Source organism: Streptomyces sp. NBC_00775 (genome assembly GCF_036347135.1).
In the GTDB taxonomy this organism is placed as follows: domain Bacteria; phylum Actinomycetota; class Actinomycetes; order Streptomycetales; family Streptomycetaceae; genus Streptomyces; species Streptomyces lutosisoli.
Genome location: NZ_CP108938.1, coordinates 10948279 through 10970668 on the forward strand (window position 1 = coordinate 10948279; position 22390 = coordinate 10970668).

23 protein-coding genes and 3 pseudogenes are annotated in these 22390 nt (G+C 67.7%); 16 read left to right on the forward strand and 10 right to left on the reverse strand.

From position 1 onward, the window contains the following. Nucleotides 1-360: 360 nt before the first annotated feature. Both OIC96_RS49070 and OIC96_RS50100 read left to right on the forward strand, forming a co-directional pair. Nucleotides 361-1458 (forward strand): NmrA family NAD(P)-binding protein, encoded by a 1098-nt coding sequence (locus tag OIC96_RS49070; protein WP_330301623.1) that lies wholly within the window; start codon nt 361-363, stop codon nt 1456-1458. 314 nt (nt 1459-1772) lie between these two features. Next, nucleotides 1773-1891, forward strand: a pseudogene (locus tag OIC96_RS50100) (IS21-like element helper ATPase IstB); the annotation flags it as partial. A gap of 174 nt (nt 1892-2065) precedes the next feature. Here the strand turns inward: OIC96_RS50100 and OIC96_RS49075 are convergent. After that, nucleotides 2066-2533: an ester cyclase gene (locus OIC96_RS49075; protein ID WP_168488739.1), complete on the reverse strand. Its 468-nt coding sequence runs from the start codon at nt 2531-2533 to the stop codon at nt 2066-2068. Nucleotides 2534-2620: 87 nt separating this feature from the next. Here OIC96_RS49075 and OIC96_RS49080 point away from each other — a divergent pair, with 87 nt between their 5' ends. From OIC96_RS49080 to OIC96_RS50105, 5 genes and pseudogenes are all read left to right on the forward strand, one after another. After that, nucleotides 2621-2971 carry a winged helix-turn-helix transcriptional regulator gene (locus tag OIC96_RS49080; RefSeq protein ID WP_168488741.1) on the forward strand — a complete coding sequence of 117 codons (351 nt, stop codon included), beginning with the start codon at nt 2621-2623 and terminating at the stop codon, nt 2969-2971. A gap of 291 nt (nt 2972-3262) precedes the next feature. Beyond that, nucleotides 3263-3781, forward strand: coding sequence for a hypothetical protein (locus OIC96_RS49085; protein WP_330301622.1), 519 nt, complete (start codon nt 3263-3265; stop codon nt 3779-3781). Continuing rightward, nucleotides 3769-4101 carry a hypothetical protein gene (locus tag OIC96_RS49090; protein ID WP_330462161.1) on the forward strand — a complete coding sequence of 111 codons (333 nt, stop codon included), beginning with the start codon at nt 3769-3771 and terminating at the stop codon, nt 4099-4101. Before OIC96_RS49085 ends, OIC96_RS49090 begins: the two co-directional genes overlap by 13 nt. Continuing rightward, complete coding sequence (locus tag OIC96_RS49095) at nt 4038-4301, forward strand: enoyl-CoA hydratase-related protein (RefSeq protein ID WP_330301620.1); 264 nt, start codon at nt 4038-4040, stop codon at nt 4299-4301. Before OIC96_RS49090 ends, OIC96_RS49095 begins: the two co-directional genes overlap by 64 nt. A gap of 120 nt (nt 4302-4421) precedes the next feature. Beyond that, nucleotides 4422-4715: pseudogene (locus OIC96_RS50105) on the forward strand (enoyl-CoA hydratase); the annotation flags it as partial. A gap of 194 nt (nt 4716-4909) precedes the next feature. On the opposite strand, the gene OIC96_RS49105 reads toward OIC96_RS50105, so the two are convergent. Next, nucleotides 4910-6190 carry an outer membrane protein assembly factor BamB family protein gene (locus OIC96_RS49105; RefSeq protein WP_330301618.1) on the reverse strand — a complete coding sequence of 427 codons (1281 nt, stop codon included), beginning with the start codon at nt 6188-6190 and terminating at the stop codon, nt 4910-4912. Nucleotides 6191-6512: 322 nt separating this feature from the next. On the opposite strand from OIC96_RS49105, the gene OIC96_RS49110 reads away from it, so the two are divergent. Beyond that, nucleotides 6513-6668, forward strand: coding sequence for a hypothetical protein (locus tag OIC96_RS49110; protein ID WP_330301617.1), 156 nt, complete (start codon nt 6513-6515; stop codon nt 6666-6668). A gap of 12 nt (nt 6669-6680) precedes the next feature. On the opposite strand, the gene OIC96_RS49115 is transcribed toward OIC96_RS49110, so the two are convergent. Then, nucleotides 6681-7550, reverse strand: coding sequence for a helix-turn-helix transcriptional regulator (locus OIC96_RS49115; protein WP_330301616.1), 870 nt, complete (start codon nt 7548-7550; stop codon nt 6681-6683). Between the two features lie 201 nt (nt 7551-7751). On the opposite strand from OIC96_RS49115, the gene OIC96_RS49120 reads away from it, so the two are divergent. Further along, complete coding sequence (locus OIC96_RS49120) at nt 7752-8528, forward strand: SDR family oxidoreductase (RefSeq protein WP_330301615.1); 777 nt, start codon at nt 7752-7754, stop codon at nt 8526-8528. 375 nt (nt 8529-8903) lie between these two features. On the opposite strand, the gene OIC96_RS49125 is transcribed toward OIC96_RS49120, so the two are convergent. After that, nucleotides 8904-9383: an SRPBCC domain-containing protein gene (locus OIC96_RS49125; RefSeq protein WP_330301614.1), complete on the reverse strand. Its 480-nt coding sequence runs from the start codon at nt 9381-9383 to the stop codon at nt 8904-8906. A gap of 81 nt (nt 9384-9464) precedes the next feature. Here OIC96_RS49125 and OIC96_RS49130 point away from each other — a divergent pair, with 81 nt between their 5' ends. Both OIC96_RS49130 and OIC96_RS49135 read left to right on the forward strand, forming a co-directional pair. Further along, nucleotides 9465-10058 (forward strand): helix-turn-helix domain-containing protein, encoded by a 594-nt coding sequence (locus OIC96_RS49130; protein ID WP_330301613.1) that lies wholly within the window; start codon nt 9465-9467, stop codon nt 10056-10058. A 317-nt stretch (nt 10059-10375) separates the two neighbouring features. After that, nucleotides 10376-11149: an SDR family oxidoreductase gene (locus OIC96_RS49135; protein ID WP_330301612.1), complete on the forward strand. Its 774-nt coding sequence runs from the start codon at nt 10376-10378 to the stop codon at nt 11147-11149. 418 nt (nt 11150-11567) lie between these two features. On the opposite strand, the gene tnpA is transcribed toward OIC96_RS49135, so the two are convergent. Then, nucleotides 11568-11975, reverse strand: a complete 408-nt coding sequence (gene tnpA / locus OIC96_RS49140) for an IS200/IS605 family transposase (protein WP_330301611.1) — start codon at nt 11973-11975, stop codon at nt 11568-11570. 34 nt (nt 11976-12009) lie between these two features. Between tnpA and OIC96_RS49145 the strand changes: the two genes are divergently transcribed. Beyond that, nucleotides 12010-13233: an RNA-guided endonuclease InsQ/TnpB family protein gene (locus OIC96_RS49145; protein ID WP_330301610.1), complete on the forward strand. Its 1224-nt coding sequence runs from the start codon at nt 12010-12012 to the stop codon at nt 13231-13233. A gap of 467 nt (nt 13234-13700) precedes the next feature. Here OIC96_RS49145 and OIC96_RS49150 read toward each other — a convergent pair whose 3' ends face one another. The 5 genes from OIC96_RS49150 to OIC96_RS49170 form a co-directional block, all read right to left on the reverse strand. Beyond that, nucleotides 13701-14240: an ArsR/SmtB family transcription factor gene (locus tag OIC96_RS49150; RefSeq protein ID WP_330301609.1), complete on the reverse strand. Its 540-nt coding sequence runs from the start codon at nt 14238-14240 to the stop codon at nt 13701-13703. Nucleotides 14241-14474: 234 nt separating this feature from the next. After that, a complete protein-coding gene (locus OIC96_RS49155; RefSeq protein ID WP_330301608.1) occupies nt 14475-14870 on the reverse strand; it encodes a hypothetical protein in 396 nt (131 codons plus the stop codon). A 334-nt stretch (nt 14871-15204) separates the two neighbouring features. Continuing rightward, on the reverse strand, nt 15205-16263 hold the full coding sequence (locus OIC96_RS49160) for a vWA domain-containing protein (RefSeq protein ID WP_330309921.1): 1059 nt from the start codon (nt 16261-16263) through the stop codon (nt 15205-15207). Between the two features lie 574 nt (nt 16264-16837). Next, nucleotides 16838-18244, reverse strand: coding sequence for an NF041680 family putative transposase (locus OIC96_RS49165; RefSeq protein WP_330301607.1), 1407 nt, complete (start codon nt 18242-18244; stop codon nt 16838-16840). A 147-nt stretch (nt 18245-18391) separates the two neighbouring features. Beyond that, nucleotides 18392-18982, reverse strand: coding sequence for a TetR/AcrR family transcriptional regulator (locus OIC96_RS49170; RefSeq protein WP_330301606.1), 591 nt, complete (start codon nt 18980-18982; stop codon nt 18392-18394). Nucleotides 18983-19300: 318 nt separating this feature from the next. Between OIC96_RS49170 and OIC96_RS49175 the strand changes: the two genes are divergently transcribed. From OIC96_RS49175 to OIC96_RS49190, 4 genes and pseudogenes are all read left to right on the forward strand, one after another. Further along, a complete protein-coding gene (locus OIC96_RS49175) occupies nt 19301-20212 on the forward strand; it encodes an SDR family oxidoreductase (RefSeq protein ID WP_330301605.1) in 912 nt (303 codons plus the stop codon). A 322-nt stretch (nt 20213-20534) separates the two neighbouring features. After that, nucleotides 20535-20948 (forward strand): annotated as a pseudogene (locus OIC96_RS50110) (helix-turn-helix domain-containing protein); the annotation flags it as partial. A gap of 277 nt (nt 20949-21225) precedes the next feature. Beyond that, nucleotides 21226-21702, forward strand: coding sequence for a transposase (locus tag OIC96_RS49185; protein ID WP_330462181.1), 477 nt, complete (start codon nt 21226-21228; stop codon nt 21700-21702). Nucleotides 21703-21809: 107 nt separating this feature from the next. After that, complete coding sequence (locus OIC96_RS49190) at nt 21810-22178, forward strand: PhzF family phenazine biosynthesis protein (RefSeq protein ID WP_330462182.1); 369 nt, start codon at nt 21810-21812, stop codon at nt 22176-22178. The last annotated feature ends 212 nt before the right edge of the window (nt 22179-22390 follow it).

A 22390-nucleotide genomic window follows, 5' to 3' on the forward strand; every position in this document is an offset into this window, starting at 1 on the left:
GCCGCACGGGTTCAACCCGTGGCGAAGAGTCCGGTGCTGGCCGAAGCGTGTCTGCCGGGTTGCGGACGACGGCCGGGCGCCGGTGCAGGGGTTGCCGGGTCTCCGGTCATCCAGGCTGCCTGGCACCTGCATCTGTCCTGGCCGACCGTGATGGGCGTCTTCCGTGCCCAGGATCGTGAGGTCGTCGAGGCGCCACCGCCTGAGACCTTGCCGCACGGAAACCGATCGGTGTAACGTGTTTGAAACCGATCGTTTTCCCAAAGGTTTTCTCGATCGCCGGGCTGATGTAGATCAGTCTCGAACGCACCGCGCCCATCGCGTACTGATCACGTGCGTACTCAACCTCCGGAGTCGAACGCCATGTCTTCTCACACCACCTCCAACATCTTCGTGATCGGCGGTACAGGGGCTCAAGGAATGCCCATCGTCCGCTCTCTTGTCGCCGACAAGAAATACTCCGTCCGGGTTCTCACTCGCGATTCCAGCTCCCCCCGAGCCCAAGCGCTCCTCGCGCTCGGCAACGTCTCCCTCCTCGAAGGGTCGTTCGCCGACGAGGACGTGCTGCGGGAAGGGTTTCGAAGCTGTGACGGCGCATTCATCAACATCGACGGGTTCAACACCGGTGAGAAAACGGAGACCTACTGGGCGATCCGCAGTTACGAGATAGCGATTGAAGAGGGAATCAAGTTCTTCGTCTACGGAAACCTCGACTACACCCTCAAGAAGTCCGGCTACGACTCGAGGTTCCGCACCGGGCATTATGACGGTAAAGGCCGCATGGCTGAATGGGTGCTGTTTCAAAATGAAAAGAACAGGGACCGGATGGGAGCAGCGGTCTTCACGTCAGGTCCCTACATTGAGATGGTGATCTCACCGCTCACGCCCATGACACCCAGCGTTGAAAACGGTGTCGTCACGTGGCGAGTCCCTCTCGGCGAGGGAGCCGTTCCTCACGTGGCCCTCGAAGACTGCGGCTTCTACGTTCGCTGGCTCTTCGACCATCCGGAGCGCGCGAATGGCATGGATCTTGAAGTCGCCATCGAGCACATGACCTATGCCGACATGGCTGCGGCGTTCGAGAAGGTCACCGGGCATCCGGCGCAGTACATCGACACTGATCTGGACACTTATTGGAACGCGCCGGACGTGAAGGGCATTGCTGATCAGCCTGCCGGTTATAACGCCGATCCCAACGACAAAAGCACCATGAGCTTCCGGGACAACTTCACGGGCTTCTGGAATACGTGGAAGCATGGAATCATCACCAGGGATTACGCTCTGCTCGACGAAATCCACCCCCACAGGATCAGGAGTGCTGAGGAGTGGTTCCGCCGGGAGGATCAGGTGGGAAGGGAACTCGGTAAAGGTAGTCTCTGGGAGAGGGTCCAACCGGAGAACTGGAGCCTCGACTCTGCGATCCTCAAGAGCAGTGCTGATATGAGGACGGGCAAGTTGTAAACGGGTGAGCGGTATGGCGGCTCGGTAGATGCTGAGCGATGAGTTGAATGTTCGCGATCTTCGCCGGGAGTTGCTGCCAGGGAGCGTACGGCTCCGCGGCGGTTCGTCCGACGGCGACGGCCGCGTCAGCGCAAGTCGTGCGCGTACGTGGTGACGGGGCTGGGGGCAGGTCCGGGATGGCCCCGTACTCGCCGATCCCGGCGTCGCGGATGGCATCCGTGAAGCGGCCTGCCGGAGCTGGGCAGCGTGACAGCCGTGGCGGCGGGACCGAGCCGACGAGCGTCCGGCACTGCGGTCCACGAGGTGCGGCGAGGCGACGCAGCACGGCCATCGTCGACCGGCTGACCTTCACGGTGCGATCATCCAGACCGGGACGGAGTCCTACCGCCTCGCTCACACCAAGGCGCAGGCCGAACGCGCCGCGGCCGGCTGAGTTCATCCCCGGTGAGGACGGCGGCTCCGGCGGTGCCGATGGCCCGCCGCCCCACCCACTCATGGCCGCCGGCATGCCTTTCCCGGACTGGCCCCTGGAACGAGTGCGCCGCGTCGAGGCGGCGGTTGCCGATCAGGGTTCAGGGGCAGGCGTGGTCCGAGAAGGTCTCGATCTTCAGGCCGGCTGCGTGCCGGTGCTGATCTGTTGGGTGAGCTTGAGCAGTTCTTCGACGTGGTAGATCTCGGTGATCTTGCCGTCGACAACGCGGAGGATGTCGGTGCCGGTGATGTCGACCGGGTTGCCGCTGGCGGCGAACCCGAAGGCGTCTCCGGTGTGGGTCCCGGTCATCCGCCAGTGGAGGACAACCCAGCCGCCGGGGAGCTCCTGCTGGAACAGGATCCGGTGCTGCGTGTCGGTGAATCCGTCGCGGACCGCGGCGATCAGCACTCGCATGCCGTCGAGGCCCGAGGCGGCGCCGTCAGCGGGGTTGTGGTCGATCACGTCGGGGGCGAACACCTCGTCCGCCCCGGCGACGTTGCCGGTGTCGTAGAGCTCAAGGTTGCGCGCGGCGACCCGCAACGCGGTGGTCGTGGCCGAGCGCACCATCTCGCTCGCGGTGTTGGCCGTACTGATCGCGGTCATGAGGTCCTCCATGGTGTGGGGTGCGGGCTGCTCCGGCTATAGTTCCCTGAGGGAATCAGTTCCCTCAAATGAACTAATGGGGAGAGTATGAGTGAGCTGGATCACCCTTTGCCGGAATGTCCGATCGCCCGATTCCTGACCGTGCTGGACGGGCCCTGGGCGACGCTGATCGTGAGGGAGCTGCTGACCGGCCCGAAACGCTTCACCGAGCTGCGCGCCGGACTTCCGGGGATCAGTCCCAAGACCCTGTCCTCACGGCTGCGACGATTCGTACTCCTAGGGCTGGTCACCCGCACGGCCTATCCGGAGATCCCGCCCCGCGTGGAGTACGAACTCACCCCGGCAGGCGCACGACTCGAGGTCGTGCTGGCCACCATGGGCGCCTGGGCCGAACAAGACCTTCCCCGCACAGGCGCGTTCCTCATCGAAGATCGGTAACCAGGACCCGCCGACTGGGCGACCGAAACAGTGCCTGACAGGGCATCGCAGGCCTAAAGGGCGGCTGGCTGGCGCGGCTTGGAGAATCCGGGCCCGCAGACAAGCACTGACGCAGCGGCACAGTGACATCGATTCCCATGGACATTGATCATAAAAACGCGCGCCAGGTGACTCCCGAACTCAGGTCGACACGACATCCACGGAAAGTGACACAGCCAGACACCCGCACAGCAGTGTCCAGCCAACTCCTAGTCAGTCCGCCCAACTGAACACAAGGACTTGACAGGGAACGTGAAGTCCGCGGCCCCGGCCTGGCTCCGGGGCCGGGATGAACGGGCCGACTTCGACTTCGCCCGGCCGGACGGGGCGGCGATCGGCTCGGTGGTGGACATCCGGTTCAACGCGCGTGGGCTGCGTGTGCACTTGGACCAGGCGGTGGAGCCGGTGTGGGACGAGGACGGCCAGGAGCCGGTGCTCGGGGTGTCGGTGCCGGTGGACCGGGACACGCTGATCCGCCGCTGGTATGTCCACCGCGTCCGGCTGGACAGTGAGGGCACTGCCCGCCGGGTCCGTATCGGACCCGAGGCGTTCGCGCGGCCCACCGGGTGGTTCGCGCTGGACGAGTGGGAGATGACGGAGCGGGGGCTGTCGACACCGGCGGTGGAGCAGATCGTTCGTTCCCGCAGCACCCGCCCGGTCTCCCCGTGGACCGTGGGCAGGAGCAGGGAGGTCCCGGACGCGCACGCCGGGCGCAGGTGCTGCTGCGGAAGCTGGCCGACGCCCGCCGGGTGGGGTCGGTGGTCGTCGTGACCCGGGTGTGCCGCGACATCGTCGCCGTGACCGGCGTGGAAGGGGAGCTCCAGGACCAGTTGACGGCTGCTGTGTCGGACGCGGAGCGGTGGCTGGTGGGGCAGGCAGAGGCGCGGCGGGAGTTGTTCTCCCGCCTGGAGGAAGCCGTCGCCGCGGGCAACACCCTGGAGGCTGGCCGCCTCTTGATGCGCGCCAATGCGACCGCGAGCCACGACCGCACCGAAACCGAGATGGGCATCGCGGACTCGGCAGCCGAATGTCTGGCTGCCTACGCGCAGCAACGGCAAGCCGCGCTGCTCGCCCACGCGCTGGGGCCCTGAACAGGCCGGACGTCCGCAACGTCATCGACCGGTCCCTGGCCCGGGCGACGGACGCGGCCCTGACTCGACTGGAGACCGACCCGCGCGTGGCCGTCGGCATCCTTGCTGGCGCGGGCGGCCGCTTCTGCTCGGGCATGGACCTCAAAGCCTTCCCGACCGACGGCGTTCCCGTTGTCGCCGGCCGCGGCTCGCCGGGCTGACCCGAGCTCGCCTCCGCAAGCCGCTTATCGCGGCCATCGAGGGCGCGGCCGTCGTCGGCGGCTTCGGACTCGTCCTCGCCTGCGGCCTCATCACCCGCCGCTGACACCGCGTTCTTCGCCCTGCCCGAAGTCGCCCGCGGACTCGTCGCTGCGGAAGGCGGAGCCATCCGTCTCCCTTGCCACGTGGCCGTGGAGATGCTCCTGACCGCGGCTCCGCTGCCCGCCCCGGGCGCGGCCCGGTACGGATTCGTCAACCAGCTCACCTGCGAAGGCGAAGCCCTTCAGGCGGCCCTGGCCCTGGCCGATGGTGTCCAGGCCCCCTCCCGCGACGCCGTCTTCGTGACGAAGCAGATTGTCCAGGACACCCGCGGCTTCGACGACCACACCGCCTCCACCGTCCAGGACCCCCTCAGTACCCCCGTGTTCGCTACCGCCGCCGCAGCGGGAGGCGCCCATGCGTTCACTGAGACAGCGGCTGCCATCCGTAGCCCGGGGACCAGATCGGCTGAGGTCTTCGGCAACTGGCCGTCTCAGAGACCTGGTCGCCGCACGTCACAAGCTCGTGCACTGGCCAGATCATTTGAGACGGGACAGCGGTGGCGGCCCGTTCAGCCGGTGGCGGGGTATACGAACAGCTTGGTCTTCCAGCCGTCCACCTTCGCCAGGGCGAGGCCCGCCGAGCCGTTCACCAGGACCGGGGCGATGTGGGGGCTGGTGGGCAGGTCTTGGCCCGTGCGTGCGTCCAGGGTGACCGGACCGTTCTTGGTCTTGCCGTAGGCCCGGCCGTGCCAGGCGGTGGTGATCTCGGGGGCGATGCGGGCGGCCTGTTTGTCGGGCAGTTGCCACAGCGTCTTGCCGGTGGTGGCGTCCAGGCCGAAGGCGGCGTTGTCGTCCGTGCCGGCGCCAGTGCCGTGGCAGACGAGGGTGCTCTTCTCGTCGTACACGCAGGTGCCCTTGGAGAGTTGAATGGGCAGTTGCTGTTTGGTCTTGCCGGTGGCGGGGTCGAGGAGCTGGACGTAGGGCTTCTCGCTGCCCCAGTGGCCGCCCTGCAGGAGGACGAAATGCGGGCCCAGCGCGGACACGGTCTGGCTGACCATGGATTGGCCCTGCCAGCGGGGCGCGCCGGTGGCTGCGTCGTGTCCGGCGGCGTGCGCTTCGTCATTCTTCGTGTTCCAGCCGACTGCGGTGCCCTCGGCGATTCCTGTGGCCGCGAATCCGTCCTGGACCCAGATCTGGCGGTGGGTTGTCAGGTCGATTCCGTAGGTGACGGCGTGGGAGTTGCTGTGGGACACCGTCACCACGCCGGTGTTCCCGTTGGCGCCGACTGCTGTCGCGGTCAGCTCGGTGCTCGGTTCGTCGGCCCACTCCGGCAGCCGCAGGGTCACCTGCCACCGCACCTTGGCGGTGTCGGGGTCGCTGACGGTGATCTCAACTGCCTTGTGGGAGGCCTGGGTTCCCGTACCGGACTGTTCGACCGGGAACGGTGTCAGCAGGGCCGGTGTGCCACTGATGGTGACGATCGCGGGCGCCCCGGCCTTGTGCTCGGTGCCGTCGCCCTCGGGCAGCGCTTCGCCTGCGGGCTCGATGGTTGCCGTGACGTGTCCGTGGGTGGTGTCGATGGCCTGCACGTGATCGGACGCGCCTACGTACACCGTGCTTCCGTACAGAGTGACCGGGAGCGGTCCGACGAGTCTGTTGTCGACGTCCAGGATGTCCACGAGCAGCCCGTCGGGCATTTGGGCGCCCGTCGTCGCGAACGTCGCCGGCGGATCGTGGACGGGCCGCGACGTGGGTGCGGCGGCCGACGGGGCGTCGCCGGCCGCCTGGGAGTCCTCGCCCGAACCGCAGGCCGTCAGCACGCTGCCGACGAGCGCCACGGCCGCGAGCATCAAACTCCTTGAGGACAGAGGTATTTGGGAGTTTCGCATGGGTGTTCCCCGTTCGGTTCATTCCAAACGGTGATCACCTTGCTGCCCCCACTCCGGCACGGCCCGTGACGTGAGAAGCCAACCAGTATCCAGACGGCAGGTCTGTGTGGCCGGACAGGGGCCCGGTTGCGTGATCCGGGGGCTCCCGCTTCGCTCGATTTCCCCCATGCACCCCAACTGCCCGCCCACGCCACCCCCGTGACGTTGCTGGCTCCTTCGGGACGGCGGCGGACGCGCACTCGGCGAGCACACCGCCGCCGAGCTGAAAGAACGCTGGCGCGCGTTGAAGTCCCTCGAGATCGTCGGCTGTTCGATGGCCGACCACCATCGCGCCTCGCTCGTCGTGGACGCGCTGACGGTGGCCGTCGGGAGTGGCGTCACTGCCGTCCTGTCAGCAGGGAGGCGAGGAGCTGAGCTCGACCGGAACGGCGAGCTGTAGCGGCCCGGCCCTCTACGCACCTCGTTCCGGCGTCCCCGTCGGCTGTGGGGCTGTCCAGCTGGTGAGGAGCTGCAGGGCTCGGGTGGTGTCGGAGGCGGGTTCGACGTTGTAGACGCACAGCGTCTGGTCCGTGTCACCAGGCACTTGGAAGGACTCGTAGGAGAAGTGCAGTTCGCCGACCAGGGGGTGGTGGTAGTACTTGGCGCCGTGGGTCCGGCGCAGCACCCTGTGATCGTTCCACCATGTGGAGAACTCCGGTGACTTCAGCGTGAGTTCGCCGACGAGGTCGGCGAGCTGGCGGTCCTGGGGGCTTCGGCCCGCTTCCAGCCGGAGGATGGCGACGGTTTCGGCGGCGATCTGTTCCCAGTCGCCGACCCGTTCACGGGCGTCGGGGTCCAGGAGGTAGTAGCGGGCCAGGTTTCGGCGGGGTGCGGGCAGGGCGTCGAAGTCGGTGAGGACCTCGCGGGCCAGGCGGTTGGAGGCCAGGATGTCGGTGCGCCGGCCGAGGATGAACGCGGGCACGTGGTCGAGGGTCTGCAGCATCAGGTGCAGTCCGGGGCGCACGCGCTGGGGGCTGGTCGGAGCTCGGCGAGCCGGTGCAGGACGTGCCAGGAGGTCGGTGAGGTGCTCGCGCTCGGAGGGGTCCAGCCTCAGGGTGCCGGCAAGGGCTTCGAGGACTTCGGGGGAGGGGTTCTGTGCCCGGCCCTGCTCGATGCGGGTGTAGTACTCGGTACTGACTCCGGCCAGTCTGGCGACCTCGTCGCGGCGCAAGCCGGGCACGCGGCGGGCCCGGCCGTCCTCGGGCAGCCCTGCTTGGTCGGGGGTGACCCGGGCACGGCGGGTGCGCAGGAAGTCGGCGAGCTCGTTACTACGGTCATCCATGTCCCCAAGTGTGGCGGGCGAGAGCGGGACATGTCCCGGGCCGGGTGGTACTGCCAGTACCTTCCTTGTGGATACCTGCCTGGTCAGGGCCCTTCCCGGCGCCCCGTGAGGCGTCCGTGGGTGGTGTCCTTGTGGAGGAGCCGATAGCGACAGGCCGCGGCCCCAAGCCCCTCATCTCATTCACCTTGAAAGGTGTGTCTCATGACCACGCAGACTTCCGCCCGTCCCCTCAATGGCCGCGTCGCGGTCGTCACCGGTGCCTCCAGTGGTATCGGCGAGGCGTCGGCCGAGCACCTGGCCGGACTCGGTGCTCGTGTCGTCGTCCTGGCCCGACGTGCGGACCGGCTGGAGCAGTTGGTGGTCCGGATCGGGAAGAACGGCGGTCAGGCCCTGGCCCTGGCTGCCGACGTGACGGACGCGGCGGCGGTACGGGCGGCGGCGGACCGGGTCGCGGCAGAGTTCGGCGGTGCCGACCTGCTGCTCAACAACGCTGGCGTCATGCTTCCCGCCCCGATCGAGGAGCTGGCCACCGAGCAGTGGCAGCACCAGATCGATCTCAACATCACCGGCATGATGAACGTCATCGGCGCGTTCACGCCGCAGCTGGTGAAGGCCGCTGAGGAGCGCGGTGTCGCGGACCTGATCAACACGTCGTCGATCGCGGCGCAGAACATCTTCCCGAACTTCGCTGTCTACTCCGCGACGAAGGCATACGTCACCCACCTCTCCCGGCACCTGCGGGTCGAGCTGGGTGCGAAGAAGGTGCGTGTCTCGGCGATCGAGCCCGGCATCGTCGGTACCGAGCTACAGAGCCACGTCACCGACGAAGGCGCTCGTGCGTGGCTGGAGGGATCGAAGGAAGCCATGGAGTGGCTCGCGCCCGAGGACATCGCGCAGACCGTCGGGTTTGTCGCGTCCCTCCCGCCGCGGGCCAACCTCCAGCAAGTCACCATCATGCCGACCGCCCAGGCCAGTTGACCGTTTCCTGTCGGTCCGCCCCGGCCCGGGGTGGTCCTGGGTCTCGGCGCCTGGTCGCGCGGTAACGGCACCCGCGTACGGCCTCGCCGATGAACCAATGCTGTCCGATGATCTGGACCTGTTGAGGGTCGAGGTCCGACGCCATCAACTGGCTCCGTTCAGCGTCTCGTCCGGATCGGTGAGCGCCGCCGGCACGGTCGGGTCGGTGACGCTCACCGAGTTCTTCGCCTGCATCGAGACCTTCCGCGACCGCGGGCGTCTACGGAAAGCAACCCGGCCGGGGCTATCTCACCTCGTTGGAGATGCGACAGCGACACGAACAAGGACACGCCCTCGCGGCGCAGGCGTCGGGTGTCGTCATGGGAAAACTTCACACTACCGAGGTTGGTCGGTCGCGGTGGGCGCGGGTGCGGGGTTTGGCTGCGAGCGGCTTTCGGCGCGGGTCTTGAGGGCCTGGTTGAGGGCGGCGAAGTTCTGCCGGGTGGCGGAGATGGTCTTGGCGGTGAAGGGGACGAGCAGGCCGGAGAACTTCTCGGCTTGCAGGAGCTCGGTGCCGCCGGTCGCGGTGGTGGTGAGCGTGAAACGGTGCTCGCCGTCGAAGATGCCGGGCAGGACGAAGTGGCCGATCCAGCGCAGCTCCACGCCGGGGTCGGCAGCCAGGACGCGCGGGCGGAACGTCATCGGCTTCCCGCCGGCGGGGAACATCCTCAGCGTGAGCCGCTGACCGACTGTGACCTGGCCGGACGCCTCGCGGATGAAGGGATTCCAGTCCGAGTAGGCGGTCAGGTCAGTGAGCACCTCCCAGACTTCCGCGGCCGGAGCGTTGATCTCGATCGAGTGGGAGATCGTCTTCATCGTGGGCCTTCCTTGCGAGAATCAGAGCCAATATACTTGCTTCTGATCCGATATATTGAGCGTGGGGAAGAGGTGATGTCAATGAAGGATCCAGCGGAGATCGTGGGCCGGACACTGGCCGCGAACCTGCGGGCGATGCGACGGTTGCGGGGCTGGCGGCTGGATGACCCGGCTTCACGGTCGGGGGTCAGCCGGGGGATGTTGCAGCAGATCGAGACCTGCCGCACCAACCCCAGCGTCGCCACGCTCGCCCGGATCAGCGCCACTCCGGGCACCTCGATGGGCCGTCTCGTCGAACCGCCCGGGGAACTCGGCCAGGTGGTGCGCGCGGCCGACGCCGAGGTTCACCGCGCTGGACAGCACAGTGTGGGGCGGCTGCTCGCCAACGACGGCCAGGCCCCGTTCATCGAGTTCTGGGACTTTCTCATCGCCGAGCACGACGAGATGGGCTCCCCCGCGCATCCGCCAGGAACACGGGAACTGCTCCACCTCTACGAGGGGCGGCTCGAGGTCGAGGCCGGCGGTGCCGACTTCACCCTCGAAGCAGGCGACGCCCTGCGCATGCGCGGCGATCGCGACCACGTCTACCGCAACGCCGGCCCCGGTCCCGCCCGGCTGACCATGGCCGTCACCTACTCCGGCGACCCCCGCTACGCGCCCCCTCCAGCCCAATGACCGCAAGTCAGTTCGGGGCAGGTAGGCGATGTCGGGCCGGGCCCAGTACCGGAGCGTGCGGTCGGGGGACAGGTTGACGATCTCATCGGTGCTGATCAGAGCACAGATTTCCTCCGTGCCCTGCACGGTGGGGCCGCGTTCGATCGCGCGGCCTTGGCGCGTGTGGGGCGGGATGAAGCTGTCGACCCAGTAGTCCGGTGCCCCGGCGTCGGAAGGGAGGAAGTCGCCGAGCATCTCCGACGGAGCTGGTCACATTCTCGAGCCGCGCTCCGTCATCGAGTTGAAAGCCCACCAACTGTCCAAAGAAGGTAGCCATCATGCAGAAGCCCACCAGGATCGCAGTCGTCGGAGCGACGGGCCGTGTCGGCAGGCACGTTGCGCGGGTGCTTGAGGAACGCGACCACCAAGTCGTGCCCATCTCACGCTCCTCGGGCGTGGACGTGGTCACCGGGGAAGGCCTGGCCGAAGCCCTGAACGGCGTCGAAGTGATCATTGACGTGTCCAGCACACCATCGCCCGAGCAGGCGGCGGCCACCGAGTTCTTCACCACCACCGCTCGTAACCTGCACCAGGCCGGACACAAGACCGGCGTCCGCCGGATGGTGGTGGTGTCGATCATCGGCATCGACGGCTCCACCACCGGCTACAACGCGGCCAAACTGGCCCACGAGAAAGCAGCGCTGGCCGGCCCGCTCCCCACCCGGATCGTGCGGGCCGCACAGTTCCACGAGTTCGTTGAACAACTGGTCGGCTGGGGTACCCAGGGCGAGGTCGCCTACGTACCCAACATGCGCACCCAACTCGTCGCCGCCCGCACCGTCGCCGAGAAACTGGTCGAGGTCGCCACCGATGCGGAACCGGCGCCCGCAGGCGCACCGTACCCGGAGATCGCCGGCCCCCGAGCCGAGAACCTGGCCGACGCAGCACGCCAGCTGGCCACTCGGCAGGGCAGCCCGTCCCGCATCGAGGAAGTGAGTGACCCGACCAACCCCGACCGGGACCTGTTCGAGAACGGCGGCCTGCTCCCCAGCCCACACGCCACCCTAGCCGGACCGACTTACGCGGACTGGCTCGACCAACCCACCCCCTGAAGCGCAGCCCAGGAAGTTGCTCCCTGCGACTGGGGTGTTGATGTCCGACAACTGCCATGTGTAACTACCGAGGTGTGGCGCAGGTGGCCCGGGGTGGCCATGGGGTGGCCGGACGCCTTTGGACTGTTCGGCATGAGTTACGCGTGCTCAACGTGGGGCATGTGGTCTGATCAGGCTCGAGCGCATGCGGTGTCATGAGTCGTCACGAGGCGACATGATCGCTCGTGTTCTCGTAATGCGTAGGTCTCGCTACCGGGATTCATTCGCAGTGCTCCGGCCTTCAGGCCGGGGGTGAAGCGAATCTGATGGTGGCGACGCGGAGCGTCGCGGATTCCGGTCCGGCGGAGCCGGATGCCGCGTATTCACCACCATGGCGCGGAGCGCCGCGAGGGCTGGTCACGGCGGAGCCGGGCGATGCTCACACCGGCCGGTTCTGCTGTTCGATGTACTGCTTGACCACCGAGAGCGGGGCGCCGCCGACGGTGCCGGCGAAGGAGGACCCGGCCCAGAGCTTGTTGGCCCGCCAGTAGTGGCGTGCCAGGTCGGGGAATTCCTGGCGCAGTCGGCGGGAGGAGACGCCTTTGAGGGAGTTGACGAGTTTGGTGACGGCGACCTTGGGCGGGAAGTTCACCAGGAGGTGGACGTGGCTGTCCCCACCGTTGAACTCCACCAGCTCGCCTTCGAAGTCCGCGCACACCGACCGCATGATCTCCTCCATCCGCGTCAGGTGATCGTCCGTGAATACGTTGTGCCGGAACTTTGTCACGAAGACCAAGTGCACATGCGTCATGAAAATACAGTGTCGGACAGTTCTGATCTTCTGCATGCTGCTGGTAACTCAAGTGTCTAGCGTGGGGGTCATGCAGCTTCGGTACAGCTTCCGCCTGTACCCGGACTCCGGCCAACGCGCCGCGCTGGCACGGGCGTTCGGGTGCGCCCGCGTCGTGTTCAACGACGCCGTGCGCGCCCGGGAACACGCCCGCCGAGCGGGCGAGGCCTTCCCAGCGGCCGGCGAGTTGTCCAAGAAGTTGATCACCGCTGCGAAGCAGACCGCTTCCCGGGCCTGGCTGGGTGAGGTCTCCTCGGTGGTGCTCCAGCAGGCGCTGCGCGATGTGGAGGCCGCTTACCGGAACTTCTTCGCCTCCCTCAAGGGGCAGCGGCAGGGCGCGAAGGTGGGTGCGCCCCGGTTCAAGTCCCGCAAGGACAGGCGGCAGTCGATCCGCTTCACGGCCAACGCCCGCTGGTCGATCACCGACAACGGGCGGCTGAACCTGCCGAAGATCGGGGCGGTGAAGGTGAAGTGGTCACGGACTCTGCCCTCCCAGCCCTCTTCGGTCACCGTGATCAAGGACGCGGCCGGGCGGCACTTCGCCTCCTTCGTCATCGACTCCAACCCGCACACCGACGCCACCCGGATGCCCGAGTCCGACCAGATGGTCGGCATCGACCTCGGCCTGACCCATTTCGCGGTCCTGTCCGACGGCACGAAGATCGACTCCCCCAGGTTTCTGCGCCGCGCGGAGAAGAAGCTCAAAAGAGCGCAGCGGGAGTTGTCCCGCAAGCAGAAAGGCAGCAGGAACCGCGAGAAGGCCCGCCTGAAGGTCGCCCGCGCCCACGCGAAGGTGACCGACGCGCGCAAAGAATTCCACCACCAGCTCTCCACGAAGCTGATCCGCGACAACCAAGCGATCGGTGTGGAAGACCTGGCGGTCAAAGGACTCGCGCGCACCAGGCTGGCCAAGAGTGTGCACGATGCGGGCTGGGCACAGTTCGTGGCCATGCTGGAGTACAAGGCGGTCAGGTACGGGCGGACTGTGGTGAAGATCGGCCGGTTCACACCGACCAGCCAGACCTGCTCGGAGTGCGGGGCCAAAGACGGCCCCAAGCCCCTGCACGTACGGACCTGGACGTGCGCCGCGTGCGGTGCGGTCCATGACCGGGACCACAATGCCGCGAAGAACGTGAAAACGGCCGCCGGACTGGCGGTTGCAGCCTGCGGAGCACCGGTAAGACCAGGACTCGTCCCGGCACAGCGCGAAGAAACAGGAAGCCACGGATTCTCCACCGAACCCCGTGCCGCGTAGCGGCACAGCAACGGACGAGAAGGCCAGAATCCTCGGGCTTCAGCCCGAGGAGCAAGTCAACTTCCCGCGGGTGAGGGGAGCATGAACCGGGATGGATCGCGCTCGACGGAATCCAAGGACCATCCCCGCCCCTGCGGGTATCCACCGTGGAGGCCAGTCGGCGAGAGAGCCAGCGATGCTCGGGATGGTTCCTCGACGGGTTTGACGTCGGCATCGGGCGGTGTGGCTTCAATTGCTCCGGGAACGGGGGAGACTCTGCGAGCCAACGACAGCAGTTGGTTGGGGCAGGTAGTGATCGCAGTAGTCGGCACTGAGCCGGGGGGTGAGTGGAGTTGAGGCTCGTCTAAGTATTTGGGCAGTCCCCGCCGTGTGCCACCGCGAGCGCGACACTCCGTCCCCGAGCGAGGAGATCGTCTGCGCAGTCCACAGCCTCCCGAACCCGGTCGGCAACTTCCGGACGTCTGAGGTCACTTGGCGTCCTCTTCGGCCTGCTCGCGCGGTGTCGGGTGGAACAGTGCGAAGAGCAGTGACGCGTCCGGCAGCGACGGATCGGACAGCTCCCGGTACTCGTCGGCCAGTGCTTGCAGCCGCGCCCCCAGCTGCGCGAACTGCTCCTCGGTGAGCCGCAGATGCGCCATCCGTACGTGCCGTTCGCTATCCACCGGCGCCGCCTCCAGGTCTGCCACCGCATGCCGCATCAGCACATCCGGCTGCCCCGCTCCGGGATCCGGCAGCACGATCGCCCGTGCGGCCATGGCGTAGTACCGCTCGGTGACCCCCCGCACTTTCCGCGTTCGTACCACCTTCACCAGGCCGGCCTGCTCGAGGAGCCGCACGTGATAGCTGGAACTGCCCTTCGCGAGGCCCACCTGGGCGGCGATCTGCGTAATCGTCGCCGGCTCGAAGCGGAGCACGGCCATGATCCGGTGGCGCGTGAGGTTGGAGACGGCGCGCAGCTGCGCGTCAGTGGTGACGTGGAACGTCTCGGGAAGATCATCGGTAGGCATACGAGCAATGGTCAACGATCCTTGACCATTGGGCAAGGGGATTTCGCGCGGGCCGTCGTCGCCGGCCTGCCCTCGACATGGAGCTCGGGCCAGGTCGAGCAACACAGCACCGGAGCGAAGCTGATCAAACGGACGGGCTACGGCCGCGCCGGCTTCGGTCTCCTCCGCAGACGCATCCTGACCAGGGCCCGACCGGTTCCCTCACGTGATGAGCGACAGAGCCGACGAACGTGCTCAGTCATAGATGTGCTGAGGCGGCACGCGGCGTGGCAGTGGCAGACGCCATTCGCCCAGCCGGGCGACGAGGATCCGGCGGGCCACAGTTCGTACCTCACTCCAGGCCGTATCGGCAGTCAGTGCATCGGCCCACCGGCCGGCCGGGCCGCGGACGGCCATCTCGCCGAAGAACCGGTCGATGGTCTTGAGGCCCTGGAGGGCTTGGGGTTCGAGAGTGCCCCGCTCGGCCATTCCTTCGGCCAGATGCAGGATGAAAGCGGCGTCGTCGGCGACGGCGGCAGTCCTCACGTGGTGCTCGCCGGCCCAGGCCAGCTGATCAGAAGGATCAGCAGCAAGGACGGCCAGCAACCTCGCTATCCAGCGCTGCCAGTAGTCGTTGTCGTCGAGGCTCATGCGAGCAGGGTCGCACCGGACCCGTTCGGCCCACCAGCCTGGACCAGTTCAGCCCACCAGGCTGGGCACGTTCATCGGATCCGTCACAAGATCAGCGACAGAGCCGCCGAACGTGCCCAACATGCCTGCCGCTTTGAGCTGGTGCGGTCGCCGAGGCCACCCGCTTCGTCAGGATGCGGTACAGGCGTCGCCGTCAGAGTCTGTGAACAAACCCCCGGCCTTCGCGCCGCCTTGTGCCGCCGGTGACCGCACGGGGCGACATCTGCTGCTCATCGCGGAGCCGGGCAATGGGAGCGGGCTGCTTCCGGGCCACTCCGCTCTTCGCTCTCTGATTTCAGAGCATGATGAGCAGACGGGTGTTCGGCTTGAGCTTCCTGTTCACCGAACGACTCTGTACGTACACCTCCAACTTGGGGTTGTTCCCCGCCTTCACGGAGACGGTCCCCTGAATTCCGGTACCGAACAGAAGACTGCGCGCCGCGTCGCCCGTGTAGGCGCGGTCGGTGTCTTTCTCGACCACGATGACTTCCTTGTTCTGCTGAACCTGAGCCCGGGCGCCCAGCTGGTAGTAGCACGAACCACGTTCGTACGTCACGCCCGGATGTGAGTTGACGAAGGGTCGGATCTCGACCTCCTTGTCGACTTTCAGGATCCGGTACTTGTCGGCCGGAATCGGTTCGAGGTTCGCCCGCACCTCGTCAACCGATATGTCCTGGCCGACGGCGAACAGGTTCTTCGTGCCGCGCACCCCCTGCTCCCGCCCGCGGAGGAAGCTGGTGGCGGCAGCGCGCACGGTGCCGATCGCCTCCTCGACGCCCTTCTGGGAATCCGCATCCCAGATGGCGATGTTCCCGGCCGGGAAACCGTAGTTCTGGGCGGTCCGCTTGGCCAGGGAGTTCGGAACGAGGATCGCGGAAGTCCAGTGGCCCAAAAGCCCGCTCATCCTCGCCGTGATCCTGTCGAGCCAAGGGCCGAGGATGGCCATGTCGCCGTCGTGCCGCCGGTCGCCGCCGGACGCGTTCTCCTCGCCGTCCGTCACCACGATCTGGAGGAAGCTGTGCTCGCCGTATTCCTCCCAGATATGGTCCAGGTCGTCCAGGGACTTCAAAGAAGCCTCAATGAGCGCCGTAGCGCCATTGTTGACCCGGTACAGCCCCCGCATGGACGGCAGATGCTTCACGTCCATGTCCCAGACCAGGTTCTCCACCTTGTGGTCGAAGGAATAAAGACTGATCCGCGTCTCGTGTCCGAGACTGTCCGATTCGGCCTTCAATCCCGCCACGAACTCGTCCACAACGCGAATGAGTTGACTCTCGTGCGGACGCATGGAACCCGAACAGTCCACTACCAGCGCGACGTGATTCACCTTGTGCTGGATCTTTTTTGCGGACATGTTTCTGCTCCCCCTCCGAGGATCCCCGAGTGATGTGTTCACTCTATGGGGAGGCACTGACAACGGCGTTTGACGCCCAATCACCTGCCTTCATCCAGCGCTGTGTCCGGTATCGAGGAGACGTCCCGCGATCGTCCACGGCGACTCACCACAAGCGGACCCTCGCGCGGCTTCCTCACCGTCCGGCCAGAGCGTACGCAAGACCGCCACCGCATCCCGGACGACACTGCTCAGTTGGCACAGGAAGCAGACCACCTCGCCTACATGCGCTACTGGGTCGCCGAGCACCACAACTCCGGTTCGGCTCGGGCGGGGTGATACTTCCCCACCACGCCGCGCTCTCCATCGCCGAACAGGTCTCGCTGCCGGAAGCGCCGAGCGGGGATTCCATGGCGAAGGCACGGCGCGGTTCACGAGCCGGTGGCACGGCATCCTCGTCACGCACGCAGGCGAGGAACGCGCCGTCACCGTGGACTTCCCGGCCGCGCCCTGCACGAAAGTGCCCGTGCCGCAGGGGCTGTCCGGGGCGCCGGGAATCGCGCCCGGGGCCGCCTTCCGTTCCTTAGCTTCGCTTTTATCCCTGAGGGTGGTGGGTCGCGGGTCTTGCAGCTGTTTTGACCGCGGGGTGGCGGGGTGCGGGTCCTCGCCGGGTGCCTTGTGGACGGCCTGCGGAGCGTCCGAAGGGTTGTGGCGGCTTGGCTGGTGTTCCCACTGCTGCCTGAACGTGACGAAATCGTCGGCGGACACGGCCAGGTGTGAGCCGGGCAGGCGGCAGCGGTTTCTCCCAGGGCAGTCGGTGGTCGGCCACCAGGGTTCGGGCGAGGCGAAGTTGGGTGTAGGCGGCGATGATCAGCCAGGTCCACCGGTCGGCCTGCTCGGGAGTGCGGGGCCGGGGCAGGGTCCAGTTCAGAGTCTGGCGGGCGAAGCGGAAGGTGTGTTCGATGTCGAAGCGGCGGGTGTAGGCCCGCCAGAGCAGGTCCGGATTGGGGGTGTGGCCGGGTGGTCCTGTCCACCACAGCCACAAGGTCTTCGGTGCCCGGCTCCGGCCGGGCAGCCGGTCGACGGTGAGCCGGACCAGGGTGCCGGGGACGATGGGGCGGGGGCCGCGGCTGCCGTGGCCGTCGTGCTGCTGGGTCTTGGCGTGCAAGCGGTGCCATATCTGCACGGTCACCGCGCCGTATTGCTCGTCCGTGCATGTGTGGACGGCGTCCGGGGCCGGCCAGGTGGTGGGGTCGGGGCAGGCGAATTTCGCGCCGTGGCGGCGCGGCCTCCCGGCAGCCGTCCTGAGCCGGGGCGGCGGGTCGGCGTAGAAGGACCGGTCGGACCGGACCCGGACAAGGATCTGGGCCGGGGCGGCGGTGAGCTCGAGGGCCAGGCGCACGGAGTCGTAGCCACGGTCGAACACGAACAGCGGTGTCTGCAGGCCCAGTTCAGGACTCTGTTGCAGCAGGCCGCGGATCTGGCGGGCGGCGACCGTGCTCGGGTTCTCGCCCGGGACCAGGCGCCGGGCATCGACCGGAGCGGTCCACGAGTTCGTCGTCAACTCCAGGCCGGCGAGCCAGGAGTAGGCCCAGCCGGCCGCGATCGGCTGTCCCGCCGAGTGCCTCGAGGGGTGGTAGTAGTAGCCGCGTCCGGGTGAGCACTCCGCGTCGCTGCGGACCCACACACTCACGTCCACCGCGAATACCGGACACGACGCGCGAGGCAGCGAGTCGGCCAACAGCGCACGTGCCGCTTCGGCCCCCGCACGGCCGTTGGCCAGAGCCGCATAGGTGCTCCCGTGACCACGACGGTGCAGCCCGTCCAGCGACAGGTAGGGCAGGGAAATGACCGGACCGGCTGCCAGCAGGGCGTCCGTCAGCTCGAACAACGCATCCGCCCGTCGGGACAGACAGTCGTACCAACCCGTGCGGAAGCGCATCAGGTTGGCCTTGCCCTGGCGGCCTGCCCCCGCCCCGAGCACACTGACAGCGACGGCCATCGCGCCCTCCCCTGGTCTTCACCTACCTGGAGAGTCCCGCGATGGCCGTTCCATGTCCCGGCCCTCGCCCAACCAACCGTCCACGGGCAGAGCGCAGGGATAAAAGCGAAGGCTTCGCGGCGATAGGTGGTCGCGGGCGGAGCGGTATCAGCTTTCAGGCCGCGTCTGCTCCGGTGGGACGGTCGCGGAGAGGGCGTGCAGATCGTCGAAGGCTTCAAGGAGATGTGTGTCCAAGCCCTGTGAGGGGTCGTCGATCCAGGCTTGGGCGGCGTGGTGGAAGGTGGCCCAGCCGGTGTGTGCGGCCAGGCTGGCCAGCCGGTCGGGGACATCGCGCTGGCGTAGCGCCTCCGCTAGGGCTTCGGTGAGGGCTGCGGCCTTGGCCAAGTCACGTTCTCGCAGGGCTGGCGTCTTGGCGATGACCGCCAGCCGTGGCTCGGCAAACGGGCGGTTGTCCTCAAGGATTCGTCCGGCTTTCCGGAAGGCGCACAGCAGAATGCCGAGTGGCTGCAGGTCATCGGGGGCGTCAGCGACCTCCTGCGTCAGCGCGGCGCGCAGGTCGGCCTCGCCGCCGAAGAGCACCTCGCGCTTGTCCGGGAAGTGCCGGAAGAACGTGCGCTCGTTGACGCCTGCCCGGGCGGCGATCTCAGCCGTAGTGGTCTGATCGAACCCGCGCTCCCGGTACAGCTCCAGAGCCGCCTGTTGAAGGCGGCGGCGCGCTTCTGCTCCGCTTCGTGGCACCCCTCGAAGATACCGCATACGCCAGCGGCTGGCACTACTTGACGTCAGTGACTGGCGCTACGTAATGTCAGTCACTGGCACTACTTAGCGCCAGTGGCCGACATTAAGTGGGAGGTTTTCGTCGCTGGTGGCAGCGACCCCGACCTTTCGGTCCGAACGCCGTCGAGGCGATCAAGGTCTCCGTTCCGCCTCGCAGGCGCTGACAGGGCGCATGCGACACGTGGCTGCGCTCCCGTCCTCGAAGGCAGGCCACTCCCGCCTCACCCACACCGGAACCGTTCAGCGGCCCGGTGGACACACCCACAGAGGAAGCGTTTCGTGCATATCTTTGTCACTGGTGGTTCTGGCCAGACCGGCCCCGCCGTCGTCGCCGAGCTCGTCGCGGCCGGCCACAACGTCACTGGTCTGGCGCGCTCGGATGCCGCAGCCACCCGGCTGGAGTCGCTGGGCGCCACACCACACCGCGGCTCCCTGGACGACCACGACAGCCTGCGCCGCGGCGCCGAGGCCGCCGACGGTGTCCTGCACATGGCCTACGGCGGCGACTTCTCCGACCTCGACGACATGATGAGGCGCGACCGGACCGCGATCGAGGCTCTCGGCCAGCCGTTGGAACACTCGGGCAAGCCGCTCGTCATCACTTCGGGCACGCTGGTCATGCCCGCCGGCCGGGAGACCACCGAGAAGGACGAACCCGACGCGGCCGGGATCGCCGCCTTCCGTATCGCGGGCGAGCGAGCCTGTCTGGGCTTCGCCGCCCGCGGAGTACGCGCGAGCGTGGTCCGCCTCGCTCCTACCGTCCACGGCCCTGAAGACCACGGCTTCATCCCCATGCTCATCGCCACCGCGCGAAAGACCGGCGTCTCGGCCTACGTCGGCGACGGCACCAACCGGTGGCCCGCAGTGCACCGGATCGACGCCGCGGTCCTGTTCCGCCTGGCCCTGGAGAAGGCTCCTGCGGGCAGTGTGCTGCACGGAGTAGCCGAAAGCGGCGTCACCATGAAGAGCATCGCGCAGACCATCGCCCGGGGCCTGGACCTGCCCGCGGTCTCGCTGACCCCCGACGAGGCTGCCAGGCACTACGTCAGCCCGTTCATGGCCAGGGTCTACGGCTTCGACGCGCCCGTCTCCAGTGCTCACACACAGGATCTGCTCGGCTGGTCTCCCACCCATCCGACACTTCTCCATGACCTGGAGCACGGCGACTACTTGGCCACGCCGGCCTCGTGACCCCCTCACACCCATCCGAACTCCCGTCGTCGGTGTCCTCGGGAGCGTCCGGGTCGTGCACAGGCTGCAGTCCCTGGCGGAGACCGCCGCTCTGTCCGTCAGCCAGTTCGCCGTCGACATAGGCGAACTGCCGAGGTGACGGACGTCCAGACCCGCAAGCTGGGGCCAGGAGGCGCGGGCGCGGGCGGTCAGCTTCTGGGCGAGGGAGGGACTTGGTCGACTCCGGCACGGTGGGCATGCGTCCATCCCGCCCGGTCGTCGTGGCGGGGGCGCTGCAAACTCCCGCAGGGAAGATCCACTTCTGCTGATCGGCTTGCCTGCCTTGCCCGTTGCCGCCGCCTGCCCGATATCCCTGACCGCCTCGCAAAGGCAGCACCTGAAGAAGGCGGCCTCCGGTCACAAGACCCCTCACCAGGCCCGGATCCGGGCGCAGGTGGTGCTGCACGCGGCGTGGGGACACTCCAACGCCCGGATCGCCCGGGAGACGGGCCTGCACCTGGACACGGTGCGTCGGTGGCGAAACCGGTTCGCCCAGGGCGGCCTGCCGGCCCTGGCCGACGCCAGACGCTCCGGGCGCCCCGCCCGGTTCACCCCGGTGCAGGTCGCCCAGACCAAGGCCCTGGCATGCCAGTTACCGGCCGAGACCGGCATCCCGCTGTCGCGCTGGTCGTGCCCCGAACTGGCCGCCGAACTGACGGCGCGCGGCATCACCGGCCCCGTCTCGGCGTCCACCGTGCGCCGCTGGCTACGCCAGGACGCGATCAAGCCCTGGCAGTACCAGTCATGGATCTTCATCCGCGACCCGGCCTTCCGTGCCAAGGCCAAGCGGGTCCTGGAGTTGTACGCCCGCACGTTCGAGGGTGTTCCGCTGGGCGCGGAGGAGTACGTCGTCAGCTCTGACGAAAAGACCTCCATCCAGGCCAGGTGCCGCTGTCACCCCACCCTGGCCCCCGGAGCGGCCCGCGCCATGCGGGTGAACCACACCTACGGGCGGGGGCGGCGCGCTGGCCTACCTGGCTGCCTACGACGTCCACCGTGCGAAGGTCTTCGGCCGCACCGAGGCGCGCACCGGCATCGAGCCGTTCATGGCCCTGGTCGCCCAGGTCATGAGCCAGGAGCCCTACGCCAGTGCTAAACGGGTGTTCTGGATCGTCGACAACGGCTCCTCCCACCGCGGCACGAAAGCCGCCGACCGGCTGGTCGCGGCGTTCCCGAACGCAGTCCTGGTGCACACCCCTGTCCACGCCTCATGGCTGAACCAGGTGGAGATCTACTTCTCCGTGGTGCAGCGCAAGGTCGTCTCGCCCAACGACTTCACCAAGCTGACCCAGGTCAGGGAGCGGCTCCGAGACTTCGAAGACCGCTACAACGCCACGGCACAGCCGTTCCAGTGGAGGTTTACCACCTCCGAACTGGACGATCTGCTGGCCAGACTCGACCGGCGCACCACCGAACACCAGGAAGAATCCTCCGCCGCCCAGTCAGCCTGATCAACCCCCGCAGGACTTCCGGAGCCGACCACTTAAGGCTCGGTGATCTGCTGACGATCCTGCCCGGCGAGGCCGCCGTCCGGGCCGTGACTCCCGGCCCGGACGCAGTGGCAGCCCTGACGAACCGCCAGGGCCTGCGCGGCATCATCACCACTGCAGCGGACGGGCCCGGCCCAGACCGCGACGTCGTCTCCCGTTACTCCGCGCCCGCCAGAGGCATCCTGGAAGACCCGGCCACGGGCAGCGCCCACACGCTCCTCGCCCCGTACTGGCCGGCGCGACATGGCCGGCGCGACATGCCCACCGGCCTCCCTACATCCGCGCGCACCGGCCTACTCCGCACCGCAGTACGCGGAGACCGCGTCCACCTCACCGGCCATGCCGTCACCGTGCCGGATGGCACCCTGCACACCCACCGCCGACGGGCAGATCATGTGCGCAGACGGTGGCCGCAGCCCTGTGCACACAGGCCCTGACCGGCAGTATCACGAGCCACGGTCGGAGTACGGGCACCGTTCCACTGGAGTGCTGGGGTGTCGCACCACGGATCCCGGGCGTTACTCCCGACCCCGACCCCGACCCCGACCCCGACCCCGACCCCGACCCCGACCCCGACCCCGACCCCGACCCCGACCCCGACCCCGACCCCGACCCCGACCCCGACCCCGACCCCGACCCCGACCCCGAC